At 45.6% G+C, this 26085-nt stretch carries 21 protein-coding genes, 1 pseudogene and 1 other annotated feature (1 of these 23 cut by a window edge); of the genes and pseudogenes, 18 read left to right on the forward strand and 4 right to left on the reverse strand.

Going from position 1 to position 26085, the window contains the following annotated elements; genetic code table 11:
- Positions 1-4, forward strand: a binding site (T-box leader); it begins 266 nt to the left of the window's first position.
- A gap of 78 nt (positions 5-82) precedes the next feature.
- Entirely contained in the window at positions 83-2527 is a 2445-nt protein-coding gene (gene leuS / locus QF041_RS29525; protein WP_307416686.1) for a leucine--tRNA ligase, read from the forward strand.
- Here the strand turns inward: leuS and comER are convergent.
- Positions 2508-3353 (reverse strand): late competence protein ComER, encoded by an 846-nt coding sequence (comER, locus tag QF041_RS29530; RefSeq protein WP_036615122.1) that lies wholly within the window; start codon positions 3351-3353, stop codon positions 2508-2510. The genes leuS and comER overlap by 20 nt on opposite strands.
- Before the next feature lie 185 nt (positions 3354-3538).
- Between comER and QF041_RS29535 the strand changes: the two genes are divergently transcribed.
- The 3 genes from QF041_RS29535 (at position 3539) to QF041_RS29545 (ending at position 7703) form a co-directional block, all read left to right on the forward strand.
- The gene (locus tag QF041_RS29535; RefSeq protein ID WP_307416687.1) at positions 3539-4174 is read left to right on the forward strand and encodes a ComEA family DNA-binding protein; all 636 of its coding nucleotides are present in this window, start codon (positions 3539-3541) and stop codon (positions 4172-4174) included.
- Between the two features lie 40 nt (positions 4175-4214).
- Entirely contained in the window at positions 4215-4733 is a 519-nt protein-coding gene (locus QF041_RS29540) for a deoxycytidylate deaminase (RefSeq protein WP_307416688.1), read from the forward strand.
- Positions 4734-4835: 102 nt separating this feature from the next.
- Positions 4836-7703 (forward strand): ComEC/Rec2 family competence protein, encoded by a 2868-nt coding sequence (locus tag QF041_RS29545; protein ID WP_307416689.1) that lies wholly within the window; start codon positions 4836-4838, stop codon positions 7701-7703.
- Between the two features lie 15 nt (positions 7704-7718).
- Here the strand turns inward: QF041_RS29545 and QF041_RS29550 are convergent, their stop codons facing one another.
- Positions 7719-8171 carry a hypothetical protein gene (locus QF041_RS29550; RefSeq protein WP_307416691.1) on the reverse strand — a complete coding sequence of 151 codons (453 nt, stop codon included), beginning with the start codon at positions 8169-8171 and terminating at the stop codon, positions 7719-7721.
- Positions 8172-8890: 719 nt separating this feature from the next.
- Between QF041_RS29550 and QF041_RS29555 the strand changes: the two genes are divergently transcribed.
- Both QF041_RS29555 and QF041_RS29560 read left to right on the forward strand, forming a co-directional pair.
- On the forward strand, positions 8891-10741 hold the full coding sequence (locus tag QF041_RS29555; RefSeq protein ID WP_307416692.1) for a copper amine oxidase N-terminal domain-containing protein: 1851 nt from the start codon (positions 8891-8893) through the stop codon (positions 10739-10741).
- An 8-nt stretch (positions 10742-10749) separates the two neighbouring features.
- Positions 10750-10905, forward strand: coding sequence for a hypothetical protein (locus QF041_RS29560; RefSeq protein WP_307416693.1), 156 nt, complete (start codon positions 10750-10752; stop codon positions 10903-10905).
- Between the two features lie 135 nt (positions 10906-11040).
- Here QF041_RS29560 and QF041_RS29565 read toward each other — a convergent pair whose 3' ends face one another.
- Positions 11041-11343: a hypothetical protein gene (locus QF041_RS29565; RefSeq protein WP_145323317.1), complete on the reverse strand. Its 303-nt coding sequence runs from the start codon at positions 11341-11343 to the stop codon at positions 11041-11043.
- A gap of 351 nt (positions 11344-11694) precedes the next feature.
- On the opposite strand from QF041_RS29565, the gene QF041_RS29570 reads away from it, so the two are divergent.
- The 3 genes from QF041_RS29570 to holA all read left to right on the forward strand — a co-directional run bounded on the left by QF041_RS29570 (position 11695) and on the right by holA (position 14796).
- Positions 11695-12243: an RNA polymerase sigma factor gene (locus QF041_RS29570; RefSeq protein ID WP_017687205.1), complete on the forward strand. Its 549-nt coding sequence runs from the start codon at positions 11695-11697 to the stop codon at positions 12241-12243.
- Positions 12240-13523 (forward strand): zf-HC2 domain-containing protein, encoded by a 1284-nt coding sequence (locus QF041_RS29575; RefSeq protein WP_307416694.1) that lies wholly within the window; start codon positions 12240-12242, stop codon positions 13521-13523. Before QF041_RS29570 ends, QF041_RS29575 begins: the two co-directional genes overlap by 4 nt.
- Positions 13524-13779: 256 nt before the next feature.
- Positions 13780-14796, forward strand: coding sequence for a DNA polymerase III subunit delta (gene holA / locus QF041_RS29580; protein WP_036668560.1), 1017 nt, complete (start codon positions 13780-13782; stop codon positions 14794-14796).
- A gap of 189 nt (positions 14797-14985) precedes the next feature.
- Here holA and rpsT read toward each other — a convergent pair whose 3' ends face one another.
- Positions 14986-15258, reverse strand: a complete 273-nt coding sequence (gene rpsT, locus QF041_RS29585) for a 30S ribosomal protein S20 (protein ID WP_024628504.1) — start codon at positions 15256-15258, stop codon at positions 14986-14988.
- Between the two features lie 175 nt (positions 15259-15433).
- On the opposite strand from rpsT, the pseudogene gpr reads away from it, so the two are divergent.
- The 9 genes and pseudogenes from gpr (at position 15434) to dnaK (ending at position 26072) form a co-directional block, all read left to right on the forward strand.
- A pseudogene (gene gpr, locus QF041_RS29590) lies at positions 15434-16436 on the forward strand (GPR endopeptidase).
- A 146-nt stretch (positions 16437-16582) separates the two neighbouring features.
- The gene (locus QF041_RS29595) at positions 16583-17878 is read left to right on the forward strand and encodes a stage II sporulation protein P (protein ID WP_307416695.1); all 1296 of its coding nucleotides are present in this window, start codon (positions 16583-16585) and stop codon (positions 17876-17878) included.
- 53 nt (positions 17879-17931) lie between these two features.
- The gene (locus tag QF041_RS29600; protein ID WP_307416696.1) at positions 17932-18291 is read left to right on the forward strand and encodes a hypothetical protein; all 360 of its coding nucleotides are present in this window, start codon (positions 17932-17934) and stop codon (positions 18289-18291) included.
- A gap of 145 nt (positions 18292-18436) precedes the next feature.
- The gene (gene lepA, locus QF041_RS29605; protein ID WP_036615097.1) at positions 18437-20251 is read left to right on the forward strand and encodes a translation elongation factor 4; all 1815 of its coding nucleotides are present in this window, start codon (positions 18437-18439) and stop codon (positions 20249-20251) included.
- 147 nt (positions 20252-20398) lie between these two features.
- Entirely contained in the window at positions 20399-21583 is a 1185-nt protein-coding gene (gene hemW, locus QF041_RS29610) for a radical SAM family heme chaperone HemW (protein WP_036668565.1), read from the forward strand.
- Between the two features lie 118 nt (positions 21584-21701).
- On the forward strand, positions 21702-22172 hold the full coding sequence (locus tag QF041_RS29615) for an N-acetyltransferase (RefSeq protein WP_017687214.1): 471 nt from the start codon (positions 21702-21704) through the stop codon (positions 22170-22172).
- A gap of 254 nt (positions 22173-22426) precedes the next feature.
- The gene (gene hrcA / locus QF041_RS29620) at positions 22427-23458 is read left to right on the forward strand and encodes a heat-inducible transcriptional repressor HrcA (RefSeq protein WP_076211670.1); all 1032 of its coding nucleotides are present in this window, start codon (positions 22427-22429) and stop codon (positions 23456-23458) included.
- A gap of 44 nt (positions 23459-23502) precedes the next feature.
- A complete protein-coding gene (gene grpE / locus QF041_RS29625) occupies positions 23503-24066 on the forward strand; it encodes a nucleotide exchange factor GrpE (protein WP_076211668.1) in 564 nt (187 codons plus the stop codon).
- A gap of 161 nt (positions 24067-24227) precedes the next feature.
- Entirely contained in the window at positions 24228-26072 is a 1845-nt protein-coding gene (gene dnaK / locus QF041_RS29630) for a molecular chaperone DnaK (RefSeq protein ID WP_091028373.1), read from the forward strand.
- The last annotated feature ends 13 nt before the right edge of the window (positions 26073-26085 follow it).

The following is a 26085-nucleotide window of genomic DNA, read 5'->3' on the forward strand; positions in this document are numbered from 1 at the left end:
TAGCGCTGCAAACGCTACGGGATGCTGAGGTTTTTTTGTTGCAATTAAAGCTAAAGCGAATAACCTGAAGGAGGAACAATAGATGAGTGAGAATAACCAGCCGAAACACGGCTATCAGCCACAAGTCATGGAAAAAAGTTGGCAGCAATACTGGGATGCAAATAAAACGTTTAAAACGGGTGAGGACCCTGCTAAACCGAAATTTTATGCACTGGATATGTTCCCTTATCCATCCGGTTCAGGTCTGCACGTAGGACATCCGGAAGGATATACGGCAACAGATATCGTTTCCCGATACAAACGTATGCGCGGTTACAATGTATTGCACCCAATGGGTTGGGACGCTTTCGGTCTGCCTGCTGAGCAGCATGCACTGGATACAGGTGAACATCCACGAGATATTACATTCCGTAATATTGACAATTTCCGTCGCCAGATCAAATCACTTGGTTTCTCCTATGACTGGGAGCGTGAGATCAGCACAACGGACCCTGAGTACTATAAATGGACACAATGGATCTTTATCCAGTTGTACAATAAGGGCCTCGCTTATGTGGATGAAGTTGCAGTTAACTGGTGCGAAGCACTTGGAACGGTACTGGCTAATGAAGAGGTTATTGATGGTAAGAGTGAACGTGGAGGACATCCGGTTGTACGCAAACCGATGCGTCAGTGGGTCCTGAGAATTACCGAGTATGCAGAGCGTCTGTTGGAAGACCTGGAAGAGCTGGATTGGTCTGAAAGCATCAAGGATATGCAGCGCAACTGGATCGGTAAATCGACCGGTGCGGAAGTTGTATTTGCCATTGAGGGTCGCGAGGAAGTCATCAAGGTGTTCACCACCCGTGCGGACACATTGTTCGGTGCGAGCTTTGCAGTACTTGCTCCAGAACATGAATTGGTAGAAGCAATTACAACCGATGACCAACGTGAAGCGATTCAGGCTTATCAGGAGCAGGCTTCTCGTAAAAGTGATCTGGAACGTACAGATTTGGCCAAAGACAAAACAGGTGTATTCACTGGCGCTTATGCAATCAACCCTGTTAATGGTGCAAAACTGCCGATCTGGATTGCTGATTACGTTCTTGCAGGTTACGGTACAGGTGCGGTTATGGCAGTTCCGGGTCATGATGCACGTGACTGGGAATTTGCGAAGCAGTTCGGTCTGGATATCATCGAGGTTATTCAAGGTGGAGACGTTACACAAGAGGCTTATTCCGGTGATGGCGCGCATGTGAATTCCGATTTCTTGAACGGACTGAACAATGAAGAAGCGGTTGCCAAGATGATTGCATGGCTGGAAGAGAACGGTAAAGGACAAGGGAAAGTAACCTATCGTCTGCGCGATTGGCTGTTCAGCCGTCAGCGTTACTGGGGTGAGCCAATCCCGATTCTGCATCTGGAAGACGGAACAATGAAGACCGTACCGGAGGATCAACTTCCACTGCTGCTGCCTGATATCGACCAGATCAAACCTTCGGGTACAGGAGAATCACCACTGGCGAATGTTACGGAGTGGGTGAATACGGTAGATCCGGAAACGGGAATGAAGGCACGTCGTGAGACCAACACCATGCCACAATGGGCGGGCAGCTGCTGGTATTACCTGCGCTTTATCGATCCGCGCAATGACAAGGAACTGATCTCCAAGGAGAAACAGCAGCAGTGGCTGCCAGTTGATCTGTACATTGGCGGAGCAGAGCACGCGGTGCTTCACTTGCTGTACGCTCGTTTCTGGCACAAAGTGCTGTATGATCTGGGTGTTGTGGAGACCAAAGAACCTTTCCACAAACTGGTGAACCAAGGTATGATCCTGGGTACCAATAATGAGAAAATGAGTAAATCCCGTGGTAATGTCATTAACCCGGATGAAATCGTGAATGAATTCGGTGCAGATACATTGCGTCTGTACGAGATGTTCATGGGACCATTGGAAGCGACAAAACCGTGGAATGCAAACGGGGTTGAAGGCATGCACCGCTTCCTGTCACGTGTATGGCGTCTCTTCATTAACGAAGACACAGGAGCCATCAATGACAAGATTACGGTGGACGGTGGAACGGATGAGTTCAAACGGACTGCTCACAAAACGATCAAAAAAGTTACGGAAGATCTGGAACATCTGCGCTTCAACACATCCATCAGCCAGCTGATGATTTTCATCAACGATGCATACAAAGCCGATACACTGCCTCGTGAAGCGATGGAGAACTTTGTACAGCTGTTGTCACCACTGGCACCGCATATGGCAGAGGAACTGTGGAGCCGTTTGGGTCATGAAGGTGGAATCTCTTACGTGGCTTGGCCTGAATATGATGAGTCCATGACAGTGGATGCGGAAGTAGAAATCGTTGTTCAGGTAAACGGTAAAATCGTAACTCGTGCTACAATCGCGAAGGATCTGGATGCACAGGGTATGCAGGACTTTACGATGGAGCTGGCACCTGTTAAGCAGGCGCTGGAAGGCAAGACCATTCGCAAGGTCATTGCCGTTCCAGGCAAGCTCGTTAATATTGTTGCCGGTTAATCTCACCGGCTCGGAATAGTTCATCCAGCTTTAACAAATCTTCATCATATTTGTCATGTGTCGTGTGGATCAGGCTGTCGAAAACACCGTCGAGACTTACCTTCAGCAGTGCAAGTGCCTGAGCGGTAATACCGCCAGGTACAGCGACACGAGCCTGAAGCTCTTGCGGGGTGTATCCTCCTTCGGTGAGCAGCTTGCCTGTTCCCAGGAGCATTTCGCCAGCCAGAGCGCAGGCATCTGCCCTTTTGATGCCAGTCAGTTTCACGGCACTTTCGATCCACTGTTCCAAAAAGAACGATATGAATGCAGGTCCGCAGCTGGAGAAGTCGGATGTAATTCGTGTACAGGCTTCATCCACTTGGTATGGCCTGCCTATATGACTGAGCAGACTTTCCAACACAGCGCGGTCTTCACTGGTCATTCGTTCACCGTGTATGCACAGGGATGCTCCACTGCCGACTTGGTGTGTGACGCTGGGAATTACCTTGGAGACTTTGCAAGGAAGTGAAGATTCCAGATGTCGCAGCTGCACGGGACTGGTGATCGAGACAATTATATGATTGGGATTCACGACAGGCAGGATGTCGTCAATAACATGTTTGAATTCAAGCGGCTTCACGCACAGGAAGATGATATTACTTCGGATCACCGTTTCCCGATTGCTCTGGGATTCATGCAGACCGGGGTAACGGAGGGATAACTGACGTACTTTGGACGGGGTTCGATTGCTGGCCGCGATCTGCCGGGGCTCAAGTGCACCCGATTGGATCAGGGCATAGATTAGCAGGCTGCCCATGCTGCCGGTTCCGATAAATCCAACCTTCATTGTTTCAGGCCTCCTTTCATGCTTTACGGTACTGGCGCAGTTCATTCCCTCTATTCTATGCGTGAGGACCTGTTTCACATGACATGAAAAATGAACAACTTGTTTCATCAGGAAAGTACAACGGTTCGGAAGCACCGCCCGTGTTCGAAATGAATGATTTTGAATTCAGGGAGAGGTGTGGAAGAATGAGATGGAATAAAGGAATGACCATTGCTGCTGCGGTGGTTGGAAGTATACTTATATTATGGTCGGGCAAAAGTGAACAACCACCTAGTGGCTGGGAACCCTTGCAGCTCGGCACCGAGAAGCCGACGATAGAGCAGGAACTCCCTGTTGTACAGTCGGCTACTTCGGTTCAGGGCAATACAGGAGTATCTTCGGGAGCGGATGCAAGAGGGATGCAGACTGGGAATGAGGCAAAGGCAGAAGAGTCTAAAGAGCTTGCGAGCGTTGGGGTTGAAGGTGATTCGGGAGTTCGAACTCCAAATCAGACGAACGATAATCCTTCAGATGCTGCTACTTCGATTGAACCAGTGACGCAAAGTACGAATTCGAATCCATCGGTTACCTCCGAGACGGGCTCGAAGAGTAATCCACCTGTAGTTCGTGAGGAAGCTGGCGACAATGGCAAGATTGATGTGAATACCGCTCCTGTCTCCAAGCTTATAGAGCTTCCCGGAATTGGGGAGAAGAAAGCTCAAGCTATTGTCGATTATCGGAATACACATGGTCCTTTTGCAAAAGTTAGTGATCTGACAAAGGTCAAAGGAATTGGCATGAAGATGCTGGAGAAGATGGCACCGTATGTGCAGATCCGGTAATATTAGAATAAAAAAATGTGTTGAGCGGGAGGAAAGCAGCATGAGTACAGAGGTACGCAAGGACTGGGATACGTATTTTATGGACATCGCGTATATGGTTTCCACCCGTTCCCGCTGTTCGCGTCGTCATGTGGGTGCCGTTCTTGTTCAGGGAAAGAAACTGCTGGGAACAGCCTATAATGGTGCACCCACCGGCGTCCCGGATTGTTCTGAAGCAGGTTGCATGATATCGGAAGAGTATGAGTTGGTCGTGACCGATGGGCAAGAAGAAATGGTGAAAAAGCAACGATGCATTCGCACAATCCATGCGGAGCAAAATTTGCTTTTATTCACAGATCGAATCGACCGCGAAGGCTCGTCCGTGTATGTGACTGACGAACCGTGCTGGACATGTGCCAATATGCTGGCGAATAGCGGGATAACAGAAATCGTGTTTCATCGTTCTTATCCTAAAGATACCGGCAAGGTTACAAATATGATAGAACAGAAGGGAATAACATTCCGCAGGCTGGAGAATTACCAGCCCCCGCGGGAAACGATGATGACTGTGAGCAATTAATGTAAATATGGTCGAATACGTGAGGGAGAACCTCCGGCAAGCCTGAATTGGCTTTCCGGGGGTTTTTCTGCGTTCAACGGGTGAAATGAAGGAGGGGGAGAAATGAAAGGCAGACCGTTATTAAGTTTTACGATTTGTTGGTTGTGTGGGAGCGGGATAGCATGTGCGTTAACAGGCTGGATGTTAATCTGGGGGTTAATTGGAGCTCTGGCATGTCTGCCACTTTTACTTCGTTTTATGGATGTGCGTGGATGGTCTGTTTTATTTTTACTCGCTGCCTTTATTGGAGGCGCTGTACATTGGGAGTGGAATGACGCACGCAATCATAGCAGTCTGCCGGAGACCATGCATATCGCTGCTCATGAGTTGGACGGATGGCCAGCTGAAATTCAGGGTGAGCTGGTGTCAGATATACGCATTGATGGAGATCGGGCTGACTTTAAGATTCAGATGTCTTCGATATTGGCAACATCGGATTCGTCAGCAGATGCAGATCTGACAGCATCATCTGCATTCAACATAGATGAACAATTGATGGTACAAGTCAGACTGTTGGAGGAAGAAGAACAACAGGTAGCAGCGGGCTGGAAGAGGGGCGATTTGATTACGCTTAATGGTTCTTTTGTCCTTCCTGGTGAAGCCAGGAACTTTGGCGGGTTTGATTATCGCAGTTACTTGCGCACCCTGCATATCCACTGGTTGTTCAAAGTGAAAGGAGCCAGTTCGGTAACAGCAGTTGCTCCTGAGGGACTTGGACAATATAACATACTAAGGTGGACGGATTGGACTAGGCATAAGTTGGGCTCGGCGGTTGAGCAATTATTTCCAGAGCCTCATGCAGGATATATGAAGGGGCTTATTATCGGGATGGCTACTGATATCGATCCAGGTACCTATGGTCAGTTTTCACAACTGGGTCTAACGCATATCCTGGCAATATCCGGGACCCATGTCGCTGTATATGTAGCTTCTCTGCTTCTTATTCTATCCTGGCTAAGGCTTACCAGAGAGACGGCACTTACGATTGTTCTGATCCTGGTGCCAGCTTATGTACTGTTATCCGGAGGTTCACCTTCAGTGATTCGGGCAGGAATGATGTCCATGATTGGATTGTATATGGCACGTCGTGGTCTCGCCAGAGACGGCCTTCAGATGATTAGTGCAGCAGCGTTGTTGATGATGTGGTGGGATCCTTACTTTTTGCTAAGCGTGAGCTTCCAGTTATCCTTTCTCGTGACCGCAGGTTTGATGATCTACATGCCATTAATTAACCGGCTGTTCAGCGGCTGGCCGAAATCTCTGGCTGCAACGGCATCCGTTACCGTGACCGCTCAGCTGATTTCGTTCCCAGTAACCATTTTGTATTTCAACCAGTTCTCACTACTCTCATTTGTAGCTAACTTTCTGCTGGTTTCTTTGATCAGTGCTATTGTATTACCTCTGGGGACGGTCGCCATGTTATTGTCATTCATATGGGTTCCCTTGGCGAAACCTCTCGCATGGATTGCGATGCAACTGAATCAACTGACATTTATAAGCGTGGAGTGGATGAACAGCCTGCCAGGTTTTGTGTTGATCTGGGCAACACCGCCCTTGTTATGGATTGCCGCATATTATGCTGTGTTGTATGCCTTACTCTACCTGTTGCATCGTGGCAATGGTGAGCAGCAAGAAACAGCGTTTGTTGAGGAAGAGACGGCTCCTCTTGTGAGGGGACAACCTTCAGTTTCAATGGCGAATATGGGCATTCGCTCTTCGGTGTCTACGGTGGCACAAGATCAAGGTAAGAACCGTGTAGATGGAAAAGAAACTTCATTAACGACATTAGGAGCCAGTATTGCCTGGCCGGAATATACAAGTGCATTTACCGCACGAGGTGCAGGTTATTATTCAAGTGAACGAATGAGTAAAGCTCAGCAATGGTTTTGCGGGTTGCTCGCTATCAGCTTTATTGCTGGATTGTGGTGGGCATATCAGACTCCCAAGCCTGCTGGAACCGGCATCGTGCAGTTTTTGGATATTGGTCAGGGAGACAGCACATTGATTACAACCCCGGAAGGCAAACACATTCTGGTGGATGGCGGGGGAACAGTTAGTTTTGGGAACACCGAACAATCTTGGAAAACAAGACGTGATCCGTATGAGGTAGGTGCCAAGGTGGTTGTTCCTTTATTGAAAAAGAGAGGTATCCATCAACTGGACGCTGTCATTGTAACGCATGCTGACCAGGATCATGCCGGAGGACTACAGGCTGTGCTGGAACAGATTCCGGTTAAACGTTTCATGTTTAATGGAACGACCAGCGGTAAGGATAACTTTGAAAAGTTACTGGACACAGCCATGGAACAGAAAATTCCTCTGTACGCCATTCAGCAGGGCATGTCCTATAAGGCTGATAAGCAGACAAGTTTACATTTTATAGCTCCGGATCTGGCACATATGGATGCGAATGTATCGGGCAGTTTGCCTGTATCTGAACATCAGAATCATGATTCCGTTGTCTTTTTGCTGGAAATGGCCGGGACTTCCATGTTGTTCACCGGGGATATGGATGCTGCGGCCGAGCAGGACCTGCTCTATATGATTCAGGATGGCTCGTTGGCTGCCCAGTTTGAACAGAAAGGTGCAGATATTGGAGTTACAGAGGGAGTTGTACAAAGGGTACTTACCCGCCCGCTGCAGGTTAATTTAAATGATGCTTCAGCATTTGTCTCCATTGACGTTCTAAAGGTCGCTCATCATGGTAGTAAAACGTCGTCCACTGAAGCCTGGCTCCAATACTGGAACGCCAAAACCGCTGTGATATCTGCAGGAGTTAACAATACATATGGGCATCCCAATCCGGGAGTGATGGAACGTCTGGAAGCTACCGGGTCAGAGATTTATCGGACAGATCAGATGGGCGAGGTTCAGATGAGAGTGAAAGATGGGAAGATTGATATCCGGTACAAGTTGGTTGGAATTGAGTGACGGCACGCGATCTATTTATCGGTGTGAAGATGAGTGAAGAAAACTCCGATTTAATACCAACTGGAAGGTTAAAAAGACAAGAGAACATACAACAATGTGGATAGTCTGAGCGGAAAAAGTAGTGAAGTTACGTGTAAATATCGAGTAGATAATCCCACCTATGAAGCCTAATAGACCATATGCAACGATTGCAACGAGCAATCTTTTATACGTATTATCTTTTTTTCTGTATAAAAGTAATCCATCCACCAATATAGAAAGTGGCGTAAGTAAGAAAAGTAAAATAGCGAGGTTAATCAATAATCCAACCGCAAATTTATACCCGAATGAATAATAGTAAGTATTCTCTAATCTTTCATCTATAGGGACATAGTGATATATCCCCATTGCAAGTGAAATGAGAACTGCAGTTAATACAGCTGCAACTATTTTTCCGCGCGGCCTATTGATTCTATGGGTGTTTGTCATTTAAATATTGACCTCCCTAAATAACTATATTCAACAAGAGATAGGCTAAAGGAGTTACTATATTTTAACATACACAGGCTTAGAAAGAATGAGTGAGGGACATTGAGAAAGTAGTACTTGGTTGACCAATAACAGAAAAAAGTCGTTCCGCTGCGAACGACTTCTTCTTGAATTGCATGATAATAACACATTTCAATCGTTATGCGTTATGAGGATAGTTTGGCTGTCAGTTAGTAAAGTTGACTAGGGAGGAACTACTCTCACTCTCTTGCTTTTGAGATACTAATCGGCAAGCTAATTATAGTTGCGCTGAATAAGTTTAGTATGTGATCAATTTGATCCCAACTTTTATGCCCTATTATCATATTAAATGCAATGAATAAAGTACTACTGAGTAGAAAGAATCCAAGGAAGTATTTGAAAAATATTTTTAGATTCATTTAGTCTCCCGCATATCCATTTAGAAGTTTGTTACGGTTGCACGCCCTATTTCGTTTGTAATATGTTTTCTATTTTAGATTATTAAATGCAATCATTTGTTTTTGGTTTGTTGGATATATGTAAAAAAATGTTTTCTGTTGCGGTTTTATTAGTGTTAAGTAATTTTCGTTGCAGGATTATGGTTATTTTTACCGAATAATAGTTAGGCCCACCTTAGAGGAGGGATAGAGATACTTAGGGATCGTAGCACTATACATAATAATGAGGGGATCAAGAAAATGGAACTTGTAGAATTGACACAAAGTAAAAAGAACAGAAATGCAACTCAGAAGTTTAGAGTGAAATGGATTAGAAAAGTGATAGCCCTATGCATTGGACTTTTAGTTATCGGTTTGATCGCAGTTCAGTCCTCCGCTTTTGCATCATCTGGATCGGGAAACTCCATCACTTCAGTTCTTGACCGAAATGATTATTTGCTGGACGATGGTACACTTTGGTCTAAAGGGATCACAAGTGGAGTATGGACACAAAATCGAAAACTGATTGGTATTTCAAAATCAGAAGACCATTCCATCTTTGGGTGGACTGCCGATGGCCAAGTGATTCGGTGGAATAAGGACAATGCGCATAAACCAGTAACGAAACAATTCAATGGCGTTGTGAAAGTTTATGGCCATGGATGGGTCCAGCTTCAGGATGGAAACCTTTATAATTTTGATGATCAGGCTAAGGTTTTGGAATCGATTATCGATGCGGATTCTTATTGGAGTAATACTGGAAGCGATTCTTCTTATAGCGCACTATCTTCATCAGGAGATATATATTATGACAAATACAACAAAATACGTAAAGCTGGAAATGTACCTGATGGTAAAGCAATTGCAACGAATGGTGTTTACGCAGCAGTGTTAAAAGATGATGGCTCGGTAGTGATCGTAAGTATGCTGTATGAGGATGACTACATCACGGTTGCGAATAATGTGCAATCTTTGATTTGGTGGGGGAGTACGCATAAGCTGCTCACGGTGAAACAGGATGGAAGCGTCTGGAGCTACGATCGAACTGCCAAATATAAGGGCGAGCAACTGCCTGGTTTAAGTAACGTATCGCGGATGGTGTATGCGCCTAATCTGGATGAGCTATATGCACAGTTACAAGATGGATCATGGGCTACATATGATAATGGAAAGTTAACTCCTCTATCAGCTCCTGCGTTAAATCAAGTGACACTTACGGCATCTTCCAAGGACGCTAATATTGGGGATACGATCACGCTTGCTGTTCAGGAGAATTATAGTAATGGTTTCAAAAACAAGCGTGCGCCATTGCCTGAAGAAATTATAGTGGAGCAGCCCCAAGTTGCACAGATTCAGGCAGGAGGCAAACTGAAGGTTACGGGCATGGGAACAACCAAAGTAACTTTGAAGATAGGTGATTTGGCCTCAAATCTTCAACTGAACGTTGATTCACAGCAAAAGTTAACAGGCGCCACATTGTTGGATGGAAATGTATACTTGCCAGTACAGTCGGTGTTCAAAACTTTGGGAGCCAAAATTGATGTGAAAGGCTCATCTTTTGAAATTCAATTTGGAGATGACAGTATTACTTTGCAAAAGGGAAGCGCTGTTGCGCGATTAAACAACAAAGAGCTGAAGTTAAAAGGGAAAGTACAAACCATTGGAGGACAGACGGTATTTCCTGCGGACTTGTTAAGACAGGCTGCGGGTATTCAAGTTAAATGGGATGCAGAATTGAAGCAGGCCAAAGTTCTGGTTGGAAATTCTTCTATTCTGGTGGAATCGAAGGATACACTTGCACTGATCAAGAAAAAAGAGTTGGGGAATCTTGCTCGCTTCATTGGCAAGTCCTACTGGATCAACAGTGATACGAGTTTAGGGCAACGTTTCAGTAAAGTGACCATATCAGATATCAAAATTGAGAAGATTAAATACGGTGATCGAAGTTACTCTATTATCTTCCGTAATGCAAAAGGAAAAACCGTTTCTGCCTACGCAGGAGGTGCACCTTCCAGTGTGACGGAGATGCTTGCCAATTCTTCTCTTCTGATCCGTATAAGAAATACAATTGGTCCAAGTCCACTTGGAATAAAATCATTGCTGGAGAAGTAGCTACGGGAATGAACATAACTCAGGTGCGCCTTGCATGGGGAGATCCATCGAGCATTACGTATGAAACGAGTTCAAAAGGCAAAATCGAGGTTTGGGTGTATGCCAGCTCCGCAGGCATAAGAGCTTTAGGGTTTCTCAATGGCAAACTGATGGCGATTTACTGATGAGTATACCAATTAATCACTTCATTTGATTGCAGGTTACAGCACAGCACAAAAAAGCCCGCTTTCCGTTACACTCCACGAGGGAGAATATCGGAAAACGGGCCATTTTTTCAAAATGTAGAAGAAATATAAGAACTATTCTACGCCATCCTTAAAGTGTTTGTTCCAGTGTTTATCTCCCTTGTGCAACAGATCTTCTACCGTTTTCTCAAGAGTCATCAACAGTTGTGCTCTCACATCAAGTACGGTTTCTCTGTACAAGCGTTCTTCCGTTCCAACGATTTTATCGCCGTATAATGCCTGTGCAGCTACGTACTTCCGATGTTCCTCAACCAGAGTATCAATGGACTCCAATGCATGTTCCACAAAGTGGGAAATACTTTGATATTCTTTGGGCATTTGTTCTTTTAAAGCTTGAATTTTCGCAAGAGCTGGCATGCTCATCACCTCGTGTTTATGAATGTAAATTTACAATACACTATTTTCATGAAAATTGCATTAAAAACAGCTTAAATTTGGACAAATTTCGACTTTTTTTATTTTAGGACCCAAAAAAGTGCTTATCTATAATGTATGCCATTGCATTTGAATTGAGTCGTGTAAGTAATGGAATCCCTTTTGGATACGTTTGGTGACTCGTTATGCAATTTCTGTTATTCTAAGAGAAGATTTCAGCGGCCCTAATACATACGCCGTTATTTTGTTATGGCAAATTAAAAAAATACTTAACTTTGCAACAATTTTATTGATGATCACGTCTGTAAGGTTGCAGGGAGAGGGGGATCCTTTGTGGTAGAGCCGGAACTCATCAGAGCCGCTCAATCGGGCGATCGCGACGCTCTAATTACCCTATTGCGGGAGATTGAACAACATGTCTATCGGACCGCATATTACATTCTAAATAATGAACAGGACGCTTTGGATGCTGCGCAGGAAGCGTTGATCCGAATTTACACCAAAATCAATTCATACGAAGAAAAGGCCCAATTCAAAACATGGGTACAACGCATCGTCACGAACATCTGTATTGATAAATTCAGAAGAACCAAGCCGTCTGTCTCCATTGACGAACATGACATGGTTTTTCAGGATAATCAGGATGTGGAGTACGAGGTCATGTCTACATATGTGGCCCAAGACATTCAGGATGCGATCAACAAGCTTCCCGAGCATCATCGTACCGTTATTGTTCTAAGATATTTGCAGGACTTATCCTACAATGAAATTGCGGATTGTCTCGATCTTCCGTTGAATACGGTGAAATCTTATTTATTTAGAGCCAGACAGCAATTACAGAATCTACTACAGGAATATCAGAAAGGTGGTGTGACAGGATGAAATGCGAAGAGGTGGTGGAATGGATGCACCGCTATCTGGATCATGATCTGGGCGAGGCGGAAACCGCGCAGATGCTACAGCATGTGGCGAAGTGTCCGGAGTGCGCCGAGAATTTTAGTTTACTCAGAGCTCTTTCCAGAGAACTGGAAGAATTACCGCAAGTAAGCCCGAAATTTAGTCTGGTTGATGCAATTATGCCACAGCTTGATGCCATTGACGAAGCGCGGAAGGAACAAAGTAGCACCATACAGGAAATGAATCCTGTCCCCGCTGCATTTGAGAATCTACAACGTTCAAGTGAGCGGAAAACGAAGCAAAAATGGCTTAACTCGATGGCAGGACGTATGTCCGTGGGTGCAGCGGCTGCGGCAGTTGTATTGGGATTCGCCATCTGGGGATATCAGCCTGAACAGATTGAGAATGCCGATTCCATGCTGATGAGCTCTGGAGCTTCTCAAGAGAGCGGCAATGTGGATGAAAATCCATTAAGCAAGAATATTGAAAATTATGATCCTGCCACTTCGTCCCAACCAAGCAGCAACGATGTGTTTGTGGATCAATCGAATGTTTCACCAACTAAACCAGATAACCAAGGCGTAGAAACAATTCCTGAAGAGAACGGTGGAGATGAGGTACAGGAGCCTGAAGTTCAGTCAGATCCGACACCTAAACGACCAGCTACCGAATCAACGCCTGCTCCGAATAAAGGAACTCAGGATAATTCGTCTAAAACTCCTCCGACCGATAATCAGAATAATCAGGTTCAGAACCAAGATTCTGAGCAGAGAATTCAGGGATCAGGAGATTCTCCTAAATCTTCTGCAGATGGGGAAGAGAATGGACTAACAGAAACGGAAAATGGAGATGCGAAATCCTTCACTTCTCAGGATACAACACCTAATATGACTGAAGATGCTCCGGTTGAAGGTAACACTGTACCTGATTCCAGTGCAGGTGCAGACGCTTCTGGAGGAAACAAAGGATTCGCAGCAGGACCGGATCAGGGAATGGCTACAACAGCAGCACCGAAAGAATGGAAATCACCTGACGGCTCTTATGTAGTTATGCTTATTGGTGATCAAATCAGCATATACTCCAAACCTGCCGACGAACCGGATGTACTAAATTTGGTTGAACAACGCAGCATAGAGGGGACACTGAAGTCAGCGAGTTGGTCGAAGGATGGTACCCTATTTAATTACGAAACGGACAAGGACGGAACAACAGCGAAGAACTCGTTTAATGTACCTGCTGTTTCAGGTGGAGCTCCTGCGAAATAATTAAAAATGGGGAGTGCGCTCCTCTAAACGAAAGAACATTTTCAGTATGACAAGCATATAGTGGAAGTAACAAAACGTCCTATCTCAGTTCAAACAACTGACGTCGTATGACCGCGCACCGGCTTTTTCTAGAACTGCTGGTGTCAGCGTTTATATAGATGTAGGACAGGGGACCTTCATCCATAACTGGATGTAAGGTCCCTTTGTTGTCTTGCGTTTTTTCTGGTAGGATAAGAGGGATAAGGAGGCGCCGTGAATGGATGTAAAAAGTGCAACAAAGGCAATACGTAATGGAGAAACGGCACCGATATATGTGCTGTACGGAACGGAGAAGTACCAGATACAGCAATTTACGGATATGTTAAAAGAACAGGTTATTGAAGAAGAACATCGTGATTTTGCGATTATTCCATATGATTTGTCTGAAACGGCTGTGGAGGTCGTTATTGAAGAAGCAGAGACTGTACCTTTTCTGGTTCCACGCAAATTAATAATTGTAAGAGACGCGAGCTTGTTCACCGCAGGTAAAGAATCCAAGATTGAACATCAGGTTGATCGTCTGCTTACATATATGGAAAATCCGGCAGATTACAGTACGATTGTTTTCCTGGCCCAAGGGGATAAGCTGGATGAGCGTAAGAAACTGGTGAAAGCTGTCAAGAAACAGGCAGTAGTTCTTGCTTTTGCTCCACTCAGTGGAGAAGAGTTATTGAATTGGATAGTGAAACTTGCGAAGCAGCGGGATGTTTCCTTGGAGACGGGAGCGGCGGAAACGTTGATCAGCTATGCAGGAACAGGTCTTCAGACCCTGTCCGCTGAAGTAGACAAGTTATGTTTGTTTGCGGGTAATGGGGGGACAATCAAACGTGCTGATATCGAGTCACTGGTTGCCCGTAGTACAGAGCAGAATGTATTTTCGCTGGTGGAAGAACTCGCTAATTTGCGACTGGAGAAAGCGTTGGCTCTTTTCTATGAGTTGCTGAAGCAGCGGGAAGAACCGATTAAAATTGCGGCTTTAATCGCACGTCAGTTTCGGATCATGATCCAGGTGAAAGAGTTGGGCCAACAAAGTTACTCCCAGCAGCAGATTGCCAGTCAGCTTGGTTTGCATCCGTATGCTGTTAAGATTGCGGGTGAGCAAGCTCGGAAATTTCAGCCGGAACGTCTGAGAATGATTCTGAGTCACCTCAGCGAACTGGATTACCAGATGAAAACAGGAGCGGTGGATAAAGTACTTGGTCTGGAGCTGTTCTTATTGAGACTTGGTGCATGAATGGACACGTAAACGTAATAGATTACTAGTGTGAGAAACAAACAAAGCGACCTTTGCTCCATGATAGTTAAATCATCAGAATAAAGGTCGCTTTTGTTTGTGTCTTATACTTATCGAATCAGATACTAAAAAATCCTGAAAGCCTATGCTGTTCAGGATTTTTCCATTGGATCGTATAAGTAACGCTTCTTACGCTTGTGCGGAAAGAGCGTTCAGTTTTTTCGCCAAGCGAGACTTTTTGCGTGCTGCAGCATTTTTATGAACCAGACCTTTAGTTACAGCCTTGTCCAGCTTTTTGGAAGCAGCTTGAATCGCAGCTTTTGCAGTATCAACTTCGTTACTTACCAGAGCAGCATCAGCAGCTTTAACAGCTGTACGGAGTGCAGACTTCTGGGAAGCGTTGAGTGCGCGGCGCTTGTCGCTCGTTTTTACGCGTTTAACAGCGGATTTGATGTTTGGCATTACATTCACCTCCTGTAAGGCATTTGCATGAATACAAACGTTTCACAACTTAAAATATTCTATCACGCTAGCATGTAAAATGCAACAGATATTCCTACGATGTTCGACATGCTGTATAAAGAAACTCTTTTTCCCACACAATATGCTCAAATGCGGTAAGGGAGGCAGGGACAGAATGACACTGGATTTGCAAAACTATACAGTTCGTACCGATTTGGCGATCGACTCCAAGGAAATGGCGCAAGGTGGACAGAAACAGACGATTCCCGGACTGCGGGAAGATGTGGAGAAAAAAGAGGGTATTACGATTACACGTATTGATGTCCTGACTGAAGAAGCAGCCACGGCTATTGGTCGGGTGAAAGGTCACTATGTCACCTTGGAAGTACCTTCACTACGGAATGGTGATACCGAGTTACAGGAGCGAGTTGCCGCCGAGTTCACCCGTGAAATGGAAGATTTTATGGTTAAGGCCGGAATTAACAAAACCTCCAAGGTCTTGATTGTTGGCTTGGGCAACTTAAATGTCACCCCGGATTCACTCGGTCCACTTGTTGTGGAAAATCTGATGGTAACGCGTCAGTATTTCGAATTGGTGCCAGATCAGGTTGCGCCAGGGTATCGGGAAGTCAGCGCGATTGCTCCCGGCGTGCTCGGTACAACGGGCATTGAATCCAGTGACATCGTACAGGGGATTGTAGACCGTACCAAGCCGGATGCCATTATTGCGATTGATGCGCTGGCCCTCCCGTTCCTTGGAACGTGTCAATACAACCATTCAGGTAGCCGACATTGGTATTCATCCTGGTTCCGGTATTGGAAACAAACGGCGTGGTCTGACCCGTGAGATATTAGGTGTGCCTTGCATCGCCATCGGAGTACCAACCGTATGTTATGCGTCCACCATCGTGAATAATGTGATTGAGATGATGCGCTCACACTTTCGCCAGGAAACGGATCAGACCAAACAGATCATGGGTATGCTGGACGACATTGGTGAGCAAGATCGTTTGAGTTTGGTGAAAGAGGTACTGGAGCCACTAGGTCATGACCTCATTGTTACCCCAAAGGAAATCGATGAGTTTATTGAGGGAATTGCCAATGTTATCGCTACAGGACTTAACGCCGCACTCCATGATGCAGTGAATCCGGATAACGTAGCCGCTTATACACATTAAAACTTAAAACTGCTGAGAAGAAGGTCCGAATCTATCGGACTTTCTTTTTTTTGTTTCTGGAATCTTTCATTTTCCTGTTCTATCAAATTGGGCGGGCTCATAGAGTTGAAGTATATGAGTTGTCCAGCAGGGAAGGAGACAGCAGAATGAACAAGATATTGGCCTGGAATATTGGGAAGTGGAAAAAAAGATGTCTGCACGTGCTGGCCATGGGCCGTACGTTGTTGTTGCTTATGATCATATCTGCCCTGTTTTTTGTTGTACTGGGTCTGGGGGGCATGGCAGAGAAACGCTTGAATAATTCACCCGTTTCTTCCATGAAAGGATTTGCGAGTGCCGTATCAAGCCGCTTTTTTGTCGATATGCTCGGTATGGAGATGCCTCATCTCACCCAGAAGGAACAGACCTCTGCCATATCTGGTGAGAATCTCACCTCATTTGTTTTCCAATTACTAACGAATGTAAATCCTCAAGATCCGAAGAGCCTGATTGCGAGAGAAATGCCGGGCATGGGTTCCAACCAACCTGTTCTGCTCCGCCCTGGATCTGGTAACGAAAAAGCCGAGGCTCCCGAAGATTATCAGCCAGGTCCCGGTCTTACAGATACGGCTTCCGCAGGTGGAGGAAAACCCGGTAGTGAGCTGCATGTTCCACCAGGCCAGGACAATACGGATCCATCTGAGTCGACTGAGCCTGGAGATGGAGAAGGTAAAGAAGATCCCCCAGCGAAGAATGGCGAGAAAGACAATTCAGGCTCACCGACAACAGGCAAAAAGTCAATTCTTATCTATCATTCCCATCCACGGGAAGGTTACAATCCACTGCTAGGTACGAAAAGTGATAATCCATCATCAGGCAAATCAACAGGCAATGTATTTCAAGTGGGAACCTACCTCTCAGACAGTCTGGAGAAGCTGGGAATCGGCGTAGAACACGCTAAGGATGATTACCCCACTAAAGTAAAGGACTACAACTGGAACTATTCTTATAAATACTCCCGTCAAACGGTAAAAGCGGCACTCGCTCAAAATGATGATCTGACGTATCTCATAGACATTCATCGCGATTCACAGCGTCATGGCAAAACAACAACCACTATTAATGACTTGGGCTACGCCAAAGTGTATTTCATTATTGGACATGAAAATCCAAATTGGCAGCAGAATGAAGCCTTTGCAGCGAAAATTCATAAGAAACTGGAAGCCAAGTATCCTGGGGTATCCCGGGGTGTGTGGGGCAAAGATGGTGGAGGAGCCAACAATGGAGAGTATAACCAAACCCTTTCACCTAACAGCATTTTGATCGAGATTGGTGGCATCGACAACACAGGAGCTGAGCTCCAACGGACATCGAAGATTCTAGCAGACATGATTTCCCAAGTGTATTGGGAAGATCAGAAGGTGGACAAAGCTAGTGCGGAAACCTCGTCGCAGGGTGGATAGGAACCATATATGTAATAAGGAAAAATAGTAGAGAGTGACAGGAGGCAATGCACATGTCCAGATTCGGTAAAAGACTGTTATCCATCGCTGTATTAATGTTGCTGGGTGTTCTGTTTGGAATGCAGCTGGCTGGCAGCAACTTTCACATGGGCAATCCATCAGGAGGCACGTCAACCGTTGTGACAACTGAGCCAACTTCATCGGTGACCGAATCTGTTCCGACTACACCTGTCCAAAAGGAAATTAAAGAACCACCATTTGTACCTGTTCAGTCACCAAGCCAAGTGCTTGGGGCAGATCAAAATAAGGCTCCGGTTGATGTGTTGGCAGACAAAACGGCTGGACTATTGCAAAATCTCTCACATAGTGGAATCAAGTGGGTGGTCTCTCTTTTTAGCGGCGTTGCTGAATAAAATACCATAATTTTAAGGTACAATATAACCTCCGGGAGTGCATGATGACACTTTATTATAAAGTTGAGACATCACGGGATTGATGCACTGTGCTTCAACTGTTATAATGAAGTGATTGACACTAGGCTGTTTCTGGGGGTAAGGAATGACTGACATTCGGGCAAGACAACGTAAAATTCGTAACTTTTCTATTATTGCACATATAGATCACGGCAAATCAACACTTGCGGACCGGATCTTGGAGCACACAGGTGCGCTCACTTCACGTGAAATGCAGGAACAAGTTCTGGATAAGATGGACCTTGAACGTGAACGTGGAATAACAATCAAGCTACAAGCAGTAGCCTTGACTTACAAAGCGGATGACGGTGAAGAGTATTTATTGAATCTGATTGATACACCGGGACACGTAGACTTCACGTATGAAGTATCACGCAGTCTTGCTGCATGTGAAGGTGCACTGCTGGTTGTGGATGCGGCTCAGGGAATTGAAGCCCAAACACTTGCCAACGTGTATCTGGCATTGGATAACAATCTTGAAATTTTACCGGTTATCAACAAAATTGACCTTCCGAGCGCTGATCCTGAACGGGTGAAGCAGGAAGTGGAAGATGTTATTGGTTTGGACACAAGTAACGCCGTTTTGGCTTCGGCCAAATCAGGAATCGGAATCAAAGAAATTTTGGAGCAAGTGGTGAAAAGTGTTCCGGCACCAACTGGTGATCCTGACCAGCCTTTGAAAGCGCTGATTTTTGACTCGCACTACGACCCATACAAAGGTGTAATCGTATATGTGCGTGTTGTTGACGGCAAAATCAAATCCGGTTCCAAAATCAAAATGATGGCAACAGGGAAATCATTTGAAGTCATTGAAGTTGGAGCGTTCAAACCTCGTATGACCATCGTGGACGAGCTGAACGTCGGGGATGTTGGATTTATCGTTGCAGGTATCCGGCATGTTGGCGATACACAAGTCGGGGATACGGTAACGGATGCCAAAAATCCAACACCGGAACCTTTGCCGGGTTATCGTAAAATTAACCCAATGGTGTATTGTGGTCTCTATCCGATCGAAACATCGGACTATGTTGATCTGCGTGAAGCGTTGGAGAAATTGCAGTTGAACGATGCGTCTCTGAGCTTTGAACCGGAAACATCCAGTGCACTCGGTTTTGGATTCCGTTGCGGATTCCTTGGACTGCTTCACATGGACGTTATCCAGGAGCGGATTGAGCGGGAGTTTAACATTCCTTTGATCACAACGGCACCAAGTGTAATCTATCACGTCACCTTAACGAATGGTGAAGTGATGAAAATCGACAACCCATCCAACTATCCTGAGGTGGGACGGATTGATTACGTCGAGGAACCATACGTCAAGGCAGATATTATCGTACCGAATGATTATGTAGGTACCATTATGGAGCTGTGTCAGACTAAACGCGGTGAATATGTAAATATGGAATATCTGGACACAACCCGGGTTACCATTACCTATGAGATTCCGTTGTCCGAGATTGTATATGACTTCTTCGACCAGTTGAAATCCGGTACCAAAGGATATGCATCCCTGGATTATGAGCTGTCCGGTTACCGTCAGTCTAATCTGGCGAAAATGGATATTGTACTCAATGGCGAACAGGTGGATGCTCTGTCCTTCATCGTTCACCGTGACCGTGCCTATAACCGCGGACGCATTGTCTGTGAGAAACTGCGCGAGCTGATTCCACGGCAAATGTTCGAGGTGCCAATTCAGGCATCTGTAGGTACCAAGGTTGTTGCTCGTGAGACGGTAAAAGCAATGCGTAAAAACGTACTTGCCAAGTGTTATGGTGGTGACATCTCGCGGAAACGGAAACTGCTTGAGAAGCAGAAGGAAGGTAAGAAGCGGATGAAGCAGGTTGGTAACGTTGAGGTGCCACAAGAGGCATTCATGGCGGTACTGAAAATTGATGATTAAACAATCTATTTTGAGGTACAACACAGAATGTGTGTATTCAAATTAGATTAAAGAAAATTCAATTTCGTTACAACACAGAATATTAAATAACTAAGCTGAAAGGGAAGCCGGATGGCTTTCCTTTTTTCAAATAGAGGGGGACTTGCCATGACATTGGCAGCACACAGCCGGAAGACAGGTGCGCCCCAAGCGGTGTATCTTCACATTCCCTTTTGCACGAATAAATGTTTTTATTGCGACTTTAATTCCTACGTTCTGAAAGATCAGCCCGTGATGCAATATCTCGAAGCGCTGGAACGGGAGATGGAACATACAGTTAAGGCCAATCCACCGGGTGAGATCAAGACCATATTTGTAGGTGGGGGTACGCCAACAGCTCTGAAACCGGATGAGATGGCAGTATTTCTTCGTTCCGTGAAGACATATTTCCCAAATTGGGCGGACGATATTGAATTTTCGATGGAAGCCAACCCGGGAACAACGGATGCGGAGAAACTCGCTGCGATGAAAGAAGGCGGCGTCAACCGTGTCAGCTTTGGCGTGCAGGCGTTTCAGAATGATCTGCTGACAGGCATTGGCCGTATTCATAATACGGATGATGTATATCGCAGTTTGGAGAATGCTCGTAAAGCAGGCTTGAATAACCTGTCCATTGACCTGATGTTTGGTTTGCCGAACCAGACCGTAGAGATGTTGAATGAGAGTATCGACAAAGCGTTGGAATTGGATCTGCCGCATTACTCCATCTACAGCCTGAAAGTCGAAGAGAATACACTTTTCCATACACTGTATCAGAAGAACCAGCTACCACTTCCTCATGAAGATGACGAGCTGGAGATGTATCTTCTATTAATGAGACGTATGAAAGAAGCAGGCTATGGACAATACGAGATCAGTAACTTTGCCAAGCCGGGCTTTGAGAGTCGTCACAATATTACCTACTGGCGTAATGAGGACTACTATGGTCTGGGTGCAGGTGCACATGGATATGTGGGCCGCGAACGGCATATGAATATTAAAGGTATAAATCCTTATGTTGAAGCTTCACGTGCAGGGCTGCCTCGTCTGGATCATTTTGAGATTGCTCGCCCGGAAGCCATGGAAGATTATCTGATGGTTGGACTGCGAATGTTGGAGGGAGCCTCGGCCTCACGCTTTAGCGAACAGTTCGGAGAGTCCATGGAAGAAGTGTTTGCGAAGCCTTTGGGCAAAATGTTGAACGCAGGGTTGCTTGAGCGGACGGCAGACGGCTTCCGACTGAGCGAGCAGGGTATCCTGTTCGGAAATGACGTTTTTGCGGAGTTTATCGGGTCCATATCGCTGAATTCATAGCTTGAAATTCTATACGCTCTGTTGTATATTTATTCATATTGATTTTACAGAGCGTGTTAATTTAACAACTACGAAGTCAGCTTTCCTCTGGAAAGCTTGGTAATAGGAGGAGAGCAGGATGTCGGTAATATGCAGAAAAGCCGTGCCGGAAGATGTTGAACCACTGTATGAAATGATTAAGGGCTATGCAGAGCGTGGGATCATGCTTCCGCGTTCACGGGAAATACTGCACCGACAACTGGAGCACTTTGTTGTAGCCGAAGTCGATGGTGAAGTCGTGGGTTGCGGATCGCTTTGTCGTCTGGGGAATGATTTGGTGGAAGTCAGATCACTCGGTATCTCGGAAGGACACAAAGGGCTCGGAATTGGCTCCCGATTGCTGGACCGACTGGTAGAAGAAGCGGAGAAACAACAGATTCCTAAGGTTATGGCGTTGACATATGAAGTATCCTTCTTCCTCAAAAACGGCTTTGCCGTGGTGGAAAAAGAGATTTTCCCCGAGAAAGTATGGACCGACTGTGTTCATTGCAGCAAGCAGGATTGTTGTGATGAGATCGCCGTATTAAAAGAGCTTAACGTTTCAGCCTAACAACTAAATGGACTGCATGGATTGAGCCGAGTCAGCCTCTGCCCTACATGCAGTCCTTTTTACTTCAAAGTATGTTCAATAAAGTTGTTAGGACTCGTCGACATTGGTCTATACTATAAATAGATGAGCCCACTCATCAAACTCACTTGACAATGTTCACGTCAGTTTGGTATTTTTGTATTACCGCTTAGCACTCATCTAACCGGAGTGCTAACGACATGGGACAGTACAGTCAGAAGGAGGGAATACTCACCATGTTAACAGAGCGTCAACGAATGATTCTGAACGCTATAGTGGATGACTATATCCGTTCAGCTGAGCCCGTAGGGTCCCGGAGCATTTCCAAAAGGGGAGATGTTGGATACAGTCCGGCGACGATCCGTAATGAAATGGCGGACCTTGAAGATATGGGTTTCCTGGAACAGCCGCATACATCGGCAGGTCGCATTCCTTCTCATAAAGGTTATCGATATTACGTCGATCATTTGGTTCCCTGGAATCAGGTGGAACCCCAGGAATTGGACGATCTGAAGTCGTTCTTCGCCGAAAAGCTGAATGTCATGGAACAAGTTATTCAACATGCATCCAATATTTTGTCACATATGACGAATTATACTTCGATCCTGCTTGGACCGGAAGTATTCCATACGTCCCTTCGCCACTTCCAATTGCTTCCGCTGAACGAAAGTGAAGCTGTGGCAATCATTGTGACCAATACCGGTCAGGTGGAGAACAAGACGGTCCAGATTCCTCCAGAAATCTCGGTAGCCGAGATGGAGAAAGTGGTTCGACTGTTGAACACCAAGCTGGTTGGTGTGCCAATTTACAAATTGAAATCCCGTCTCTATACTGAACTTGGGCAAGAGATGGAACGGCATATTACACGTTACGAGGAAGTTATGCAGGTGCTGAACAGTGCCTTTGACAACGAACATGATAATCGTCTGTTCCTCAGTGGTGCCACCAATATGTTGACTCAACCGGAGTTTAAAGATATCGAAAAGGTAAAAGATATTCTTGACCTGCTGGAAGAGACACCAACACTCATGAAATTGATGATGCCCGTGCCGGGTGGATCTGGTATTCAAGTGCGAATCGGCACTGAGAATGATCATGAAGCCTTTGCCAACTGCAGCCTGATTACAGCCTCCTATTCATTGGACGGTGAGGCTTTGGGTTCGATCGGTATTCTAGGACCCACGCGGATGGATTATGCACGTGTCATTCATATTCTAAATACACTATCCCGTGACTTGACGGCGATGCTGACACATCGTTTCAAATAAGATTCGGGAATGAACCATTTCATTCGTATAAGGAGGTGAACATCTTGAAAGAGGAGCAATCATTTACAGAAGAACAAGAGGTAACAGCAGCAGAGCAGGAGCCTATTAATGAAGCTGGCGCTGCAGAAGCACAAGCTGAAGAGATGGCTGATCAGGAGCAGGATGAGCTTGCACGTCTGAAGGCAGAAGCTGAGGAGCAACAGCAGCGTTATGTCCGTGCACAGGCTGATTTTGATAACTTCCGTCGTCGTACTCAGAAGGAAAAAGAAGAATTGGCTAAATACGCTTCGATGAAGCTGGTCACCGAACTGGTACCGGTTATTGATAACTTCGAGCGCGCCATGGCTACTGTACCGGAAGGAGCAGAGGTCGAATCTTTCTCCAAGGGCATCCAAATGATTTTCCGTCAATTGGAAACCGTGATGAATAACGAAGGTCTGACGGCAATGGAATCGGTAGGACAACCGTTCAATCCTGAATTCCACCAAGCAATTATGCAAGTGGAGAGCGACGAGTACGAAGAAGGTATCGTTGTTGAGGAAGTCCAAAAGGGCTACATGCTGAAAGATAAAGTGCTTCGTCCAGCTATGGTTAAAGTCAGCTCATAATTTCCTTTTAGGAAGGAATGAGTCGGCTCCATAGTTGAACAATGTGGGCGAAGTTTAATATAAAGGTTTGTACACATAGAGCACGATTAGCAACATGAACATCTAAATAAGGGTCAGATCAGACCCATTCATTTTAAATTGTTGAGGGAGGAAATTTTCGGATGAGCAAAGTAATTGGTATTGACTTAGGAACAACAAACTCATGCGTAGCAGTAATGGAAGGCGGCGAGGCTGTCGTAATTCCAAATCCGGAGGGCGCACGTACAACTCCATCCGTAGTTGGTTTCAAAAAAGATGGAGAGCGCGTTGTTGGTGAAACTGCAAAACGTCAAGCGATCACCAATCCGGATCGTACCATCATGTCGATCAAACGTCACATGGGTACTTCCCACAAGGAAACAATTGATGGCAAAGACTACTCTGCACAAGAGATCTCTGCAATCATCCTGCAAAAATTGAAAACTGATGCTGAAGCTTATCTGGGTCAAACGGTAACTCAAGCAGTTATCACTGTACCAGCTTACTTCAATGACAGTCAGCGTCAAGCGACTAAAGATGCGGGTAAAATTGCAGGTTTGGAAGTTCTGCGTATCGTCAACGAGCCTACAGCAGCAGCTTTGGCATACGGTATGGAGAAATCCGAAGACCAAACGATTCTCGTATATGACCTGGGTGGCGGTACGTTCGACGTATCCATTCTTGAACTGGGTGACGGCTTCTTCGAAGTTAAAGCAACGAGCGGGGACAACCAACTGGGCGGGGATGACTTTGACCAAGTAATCATTGATTATCTCGTAAGTGAATTCAAAAAAGATCAAGGCATTGACTTGAGTAAAGATAAAGCAGCGGTTCAACGTTTGAAAGATGCAGCGGAAAAAGCGAAAAAGGAACTTTCCGGCGTATTGACTACAACAATCTCCTTGCCGTTCATCACGGTTGCTGATGGCGTTCCACAGCATTTGGAGTTGAACCTGAGCCGTGCGAAATTTGAAGAAATCTCTGCAGGTCTGGTTGAGCGTACGCTTGAACCAACTCGTCGTGCATTGAGTGATGCGGGTATGACAGCTAACGATATCGACAAGATCGTATTGGTTGGTGGTTCCACGCGTATTCCTGCAGTACAAGAAGCGATCAAAAAACTGACGGGTAAGGAGCCACACAAAGGCGTTAACCCGGATGAAGTTGTAGCTTTGGGTGCTGCTGTACAAGCGGGCGTACTGACAGGTGATGTGAAAGACGTTGTATTGCTTGACGTAACTCCATTGTCCCTGGGTATTGAAACAGCGGGTGGCGTATTCACAAAAATGATCGAGCGTAACACAACGATCCCTACAAGCAAATCTCAAGTATTCTCCACATATGCAGACAATCAACCAAGCGTTGAGATTCATGTTCTGCAAGGTGAGCGTGAGATGGCAGCGGGTAACAAATCGCTTGGACGTTTCATGTTGGGTGATATCCCACCAGCTCCACGTGGCGTTCCACAGATCGAAGTTAGCTTCGATATTGATGCCAACGGTATCGTTAACGTATCTGCAACAGATAAAGGTACTAACAAAACTCAAAAAATCACAATCACTTCTTCCAGCGGTTTGAGCGATGCTGAAGTTGAGCAAATGATGAAAGATGCTGAGTTGCACGCTGAAGAAGATAAAAAACGCAGAGAACTCGTTGAAGCGAAAAACAGTGCAGATCAATTGATCTACTCTGTTGACAAAACGATCAAAGATCTTGGCGAAAAAGCAGATGCTGGCGAAGTTGAAAAAGCAAATGCTGCCAAAGAAAAACTGCAAGGCGTTCTGGCTTCCGACAACCTGGAAGATATCAAAGCTGCTACAGAAGAACTGACAGAGATCGTTCAACAACTGTCCGTGAAGCTGTATGAGCAAGCTCAGGCGCAAGAGCAAGAAGCACAAGGTGCTGAAGAGCAACAAGGTTCTGCTAAACGTGACAACGTCGTAGACGCTGATTACGAAGTTGTGGATGAAGATAAAAAACAAAACTAATTCGTAGTTCTAC

Source organism: Paenibacillus sp. W2I17 (genome assembly GCF_030815985.1).
In the GTDB taxonomy this organism is placed as follows: domain Bacteria; phylum Bacillota; class Bacilli; order Paenibacillales; family Paenibacillaceae; genus Paenibacillus.

Coding starts and splice junctions, on each gene's coding strand:
- comER (WP_036615122.1), bottom strand. CDS start 3,353: ATGAAGGTTGGATTTATCGGAACCGGCAGCATGGGCAGCCTGCTAATC.
- QF041_RS29555 (WP_307416692.1), top strand. CDS start 8,891: ATGGAACTTGTAGAATTGACACAAAGTAAAAAGAACAGAAATGCAACT.
- QF041_RS29560 (WP_307416693.1), top strand. CDS start 10,750: ATGAACATAACTCAGGTGCGCCTTGCATGGGGAGATCCATCGAGCATT.
- lepA (WP_036615097.1), top strand. CDS start 18,437: ATGACTGACATTCGGGCAAGACAACGTAAAATTCGTAACTTTTCTATT.
- dnaK (WP_091028373.1), top strand. CDS start 24,228: ATGAGCAAAGTAATTGGTATTGACTTAGGAACAACAAACTCATGCGTA.
- QF041_RS29575 (WP_307416694.1), top strand. CDS start 12,240: ATGAAATGCGAAGAGGTGGTGGAATGGATGCACCGCTATCTGGATCAT.
- QF041_RS29550 (WP_307416691.1), bottom strand. CDS start 8,171: ATGACAAACACCCATAGAATCAATAGGCCGCGCGGAAAAATAGTTGCA.
- QF041_RS29535 (WP_307416687.1), top strand. CDS start 3,539: ATGAGATGGAATAAAGGAATGACCATTGCTGCTGCGGTGGTTGGAAGT.
- holA (WP_036668560.1), top strand. CDS start 13,780: ATGGATGTAAAAAGTGCAACAAAGGCAATACGTAATGGAGAAACGGCA.
- rpsT (WP_024628504.1), bottom strand. CDS start 15,258: ATGCCAAACATCAAATCCGCTGTTAAACGCGTAAAAACGAGCGACAAG.
- QF041_RS29595 (WP_307416695.1), top strand. CDS start 16,583: ATGAACAAGATATTGGCCTGGAATATTGGGAAGTGGAAAAAAAGATGT.
- leuS (WP_307416686.1), top strand. CDS start 83: ATGAGTGAGAATAACCAGCCGAAACACGGCTATCAGCCACAAGTCATG.
- QF041_RS29615 (WP_017687214.1), top strand. CDS start 21,702: ATGTCGGTAATATGCAGAAAAGCCGTGCCGGAAGATGTTGAACCACTG.
- hemW (WP_036668565.1), top strand. CDS start 20,399: ATGACATTGGCAGCACACAGCCGGAAGACAGGTGCGCCCCAAGCGGTG.
- hrcA (WP_076211670.1), top strand. CDS start 22,427: ATGTTAACAGAGCGTCAACGAATGATTCTGAACGCTATAGTGGATGAC.
- QF041_RS29545 (WP_307416689.1), top strand. CDS start 4,836: ATGAAAGGCAGACCGTTATTAAGTTTTACGATTTGTTGGTTGTGTGGG.
- QF041_RS29600 (WP_307416696.1), top strand. CDS start 17,932: ATGTCCAGATTCGGTAAAAGACTGTTATCCATCGCTGTATTAATGTTG.
- QF041_RS29540 (WP_307416688.1), top strand. CDS start 4,215: ATGAGTACAGAGGTACGCAAGGACTGGGATACGTATTTTATGGACATC.
- QF041_RS29565 (WP_145323317.1), bottom strand. CDS start 11,343: ATGCCAGCTCTTGCGAAAATTCAAGCTTTAAAAGAACAAATGCCCAAA.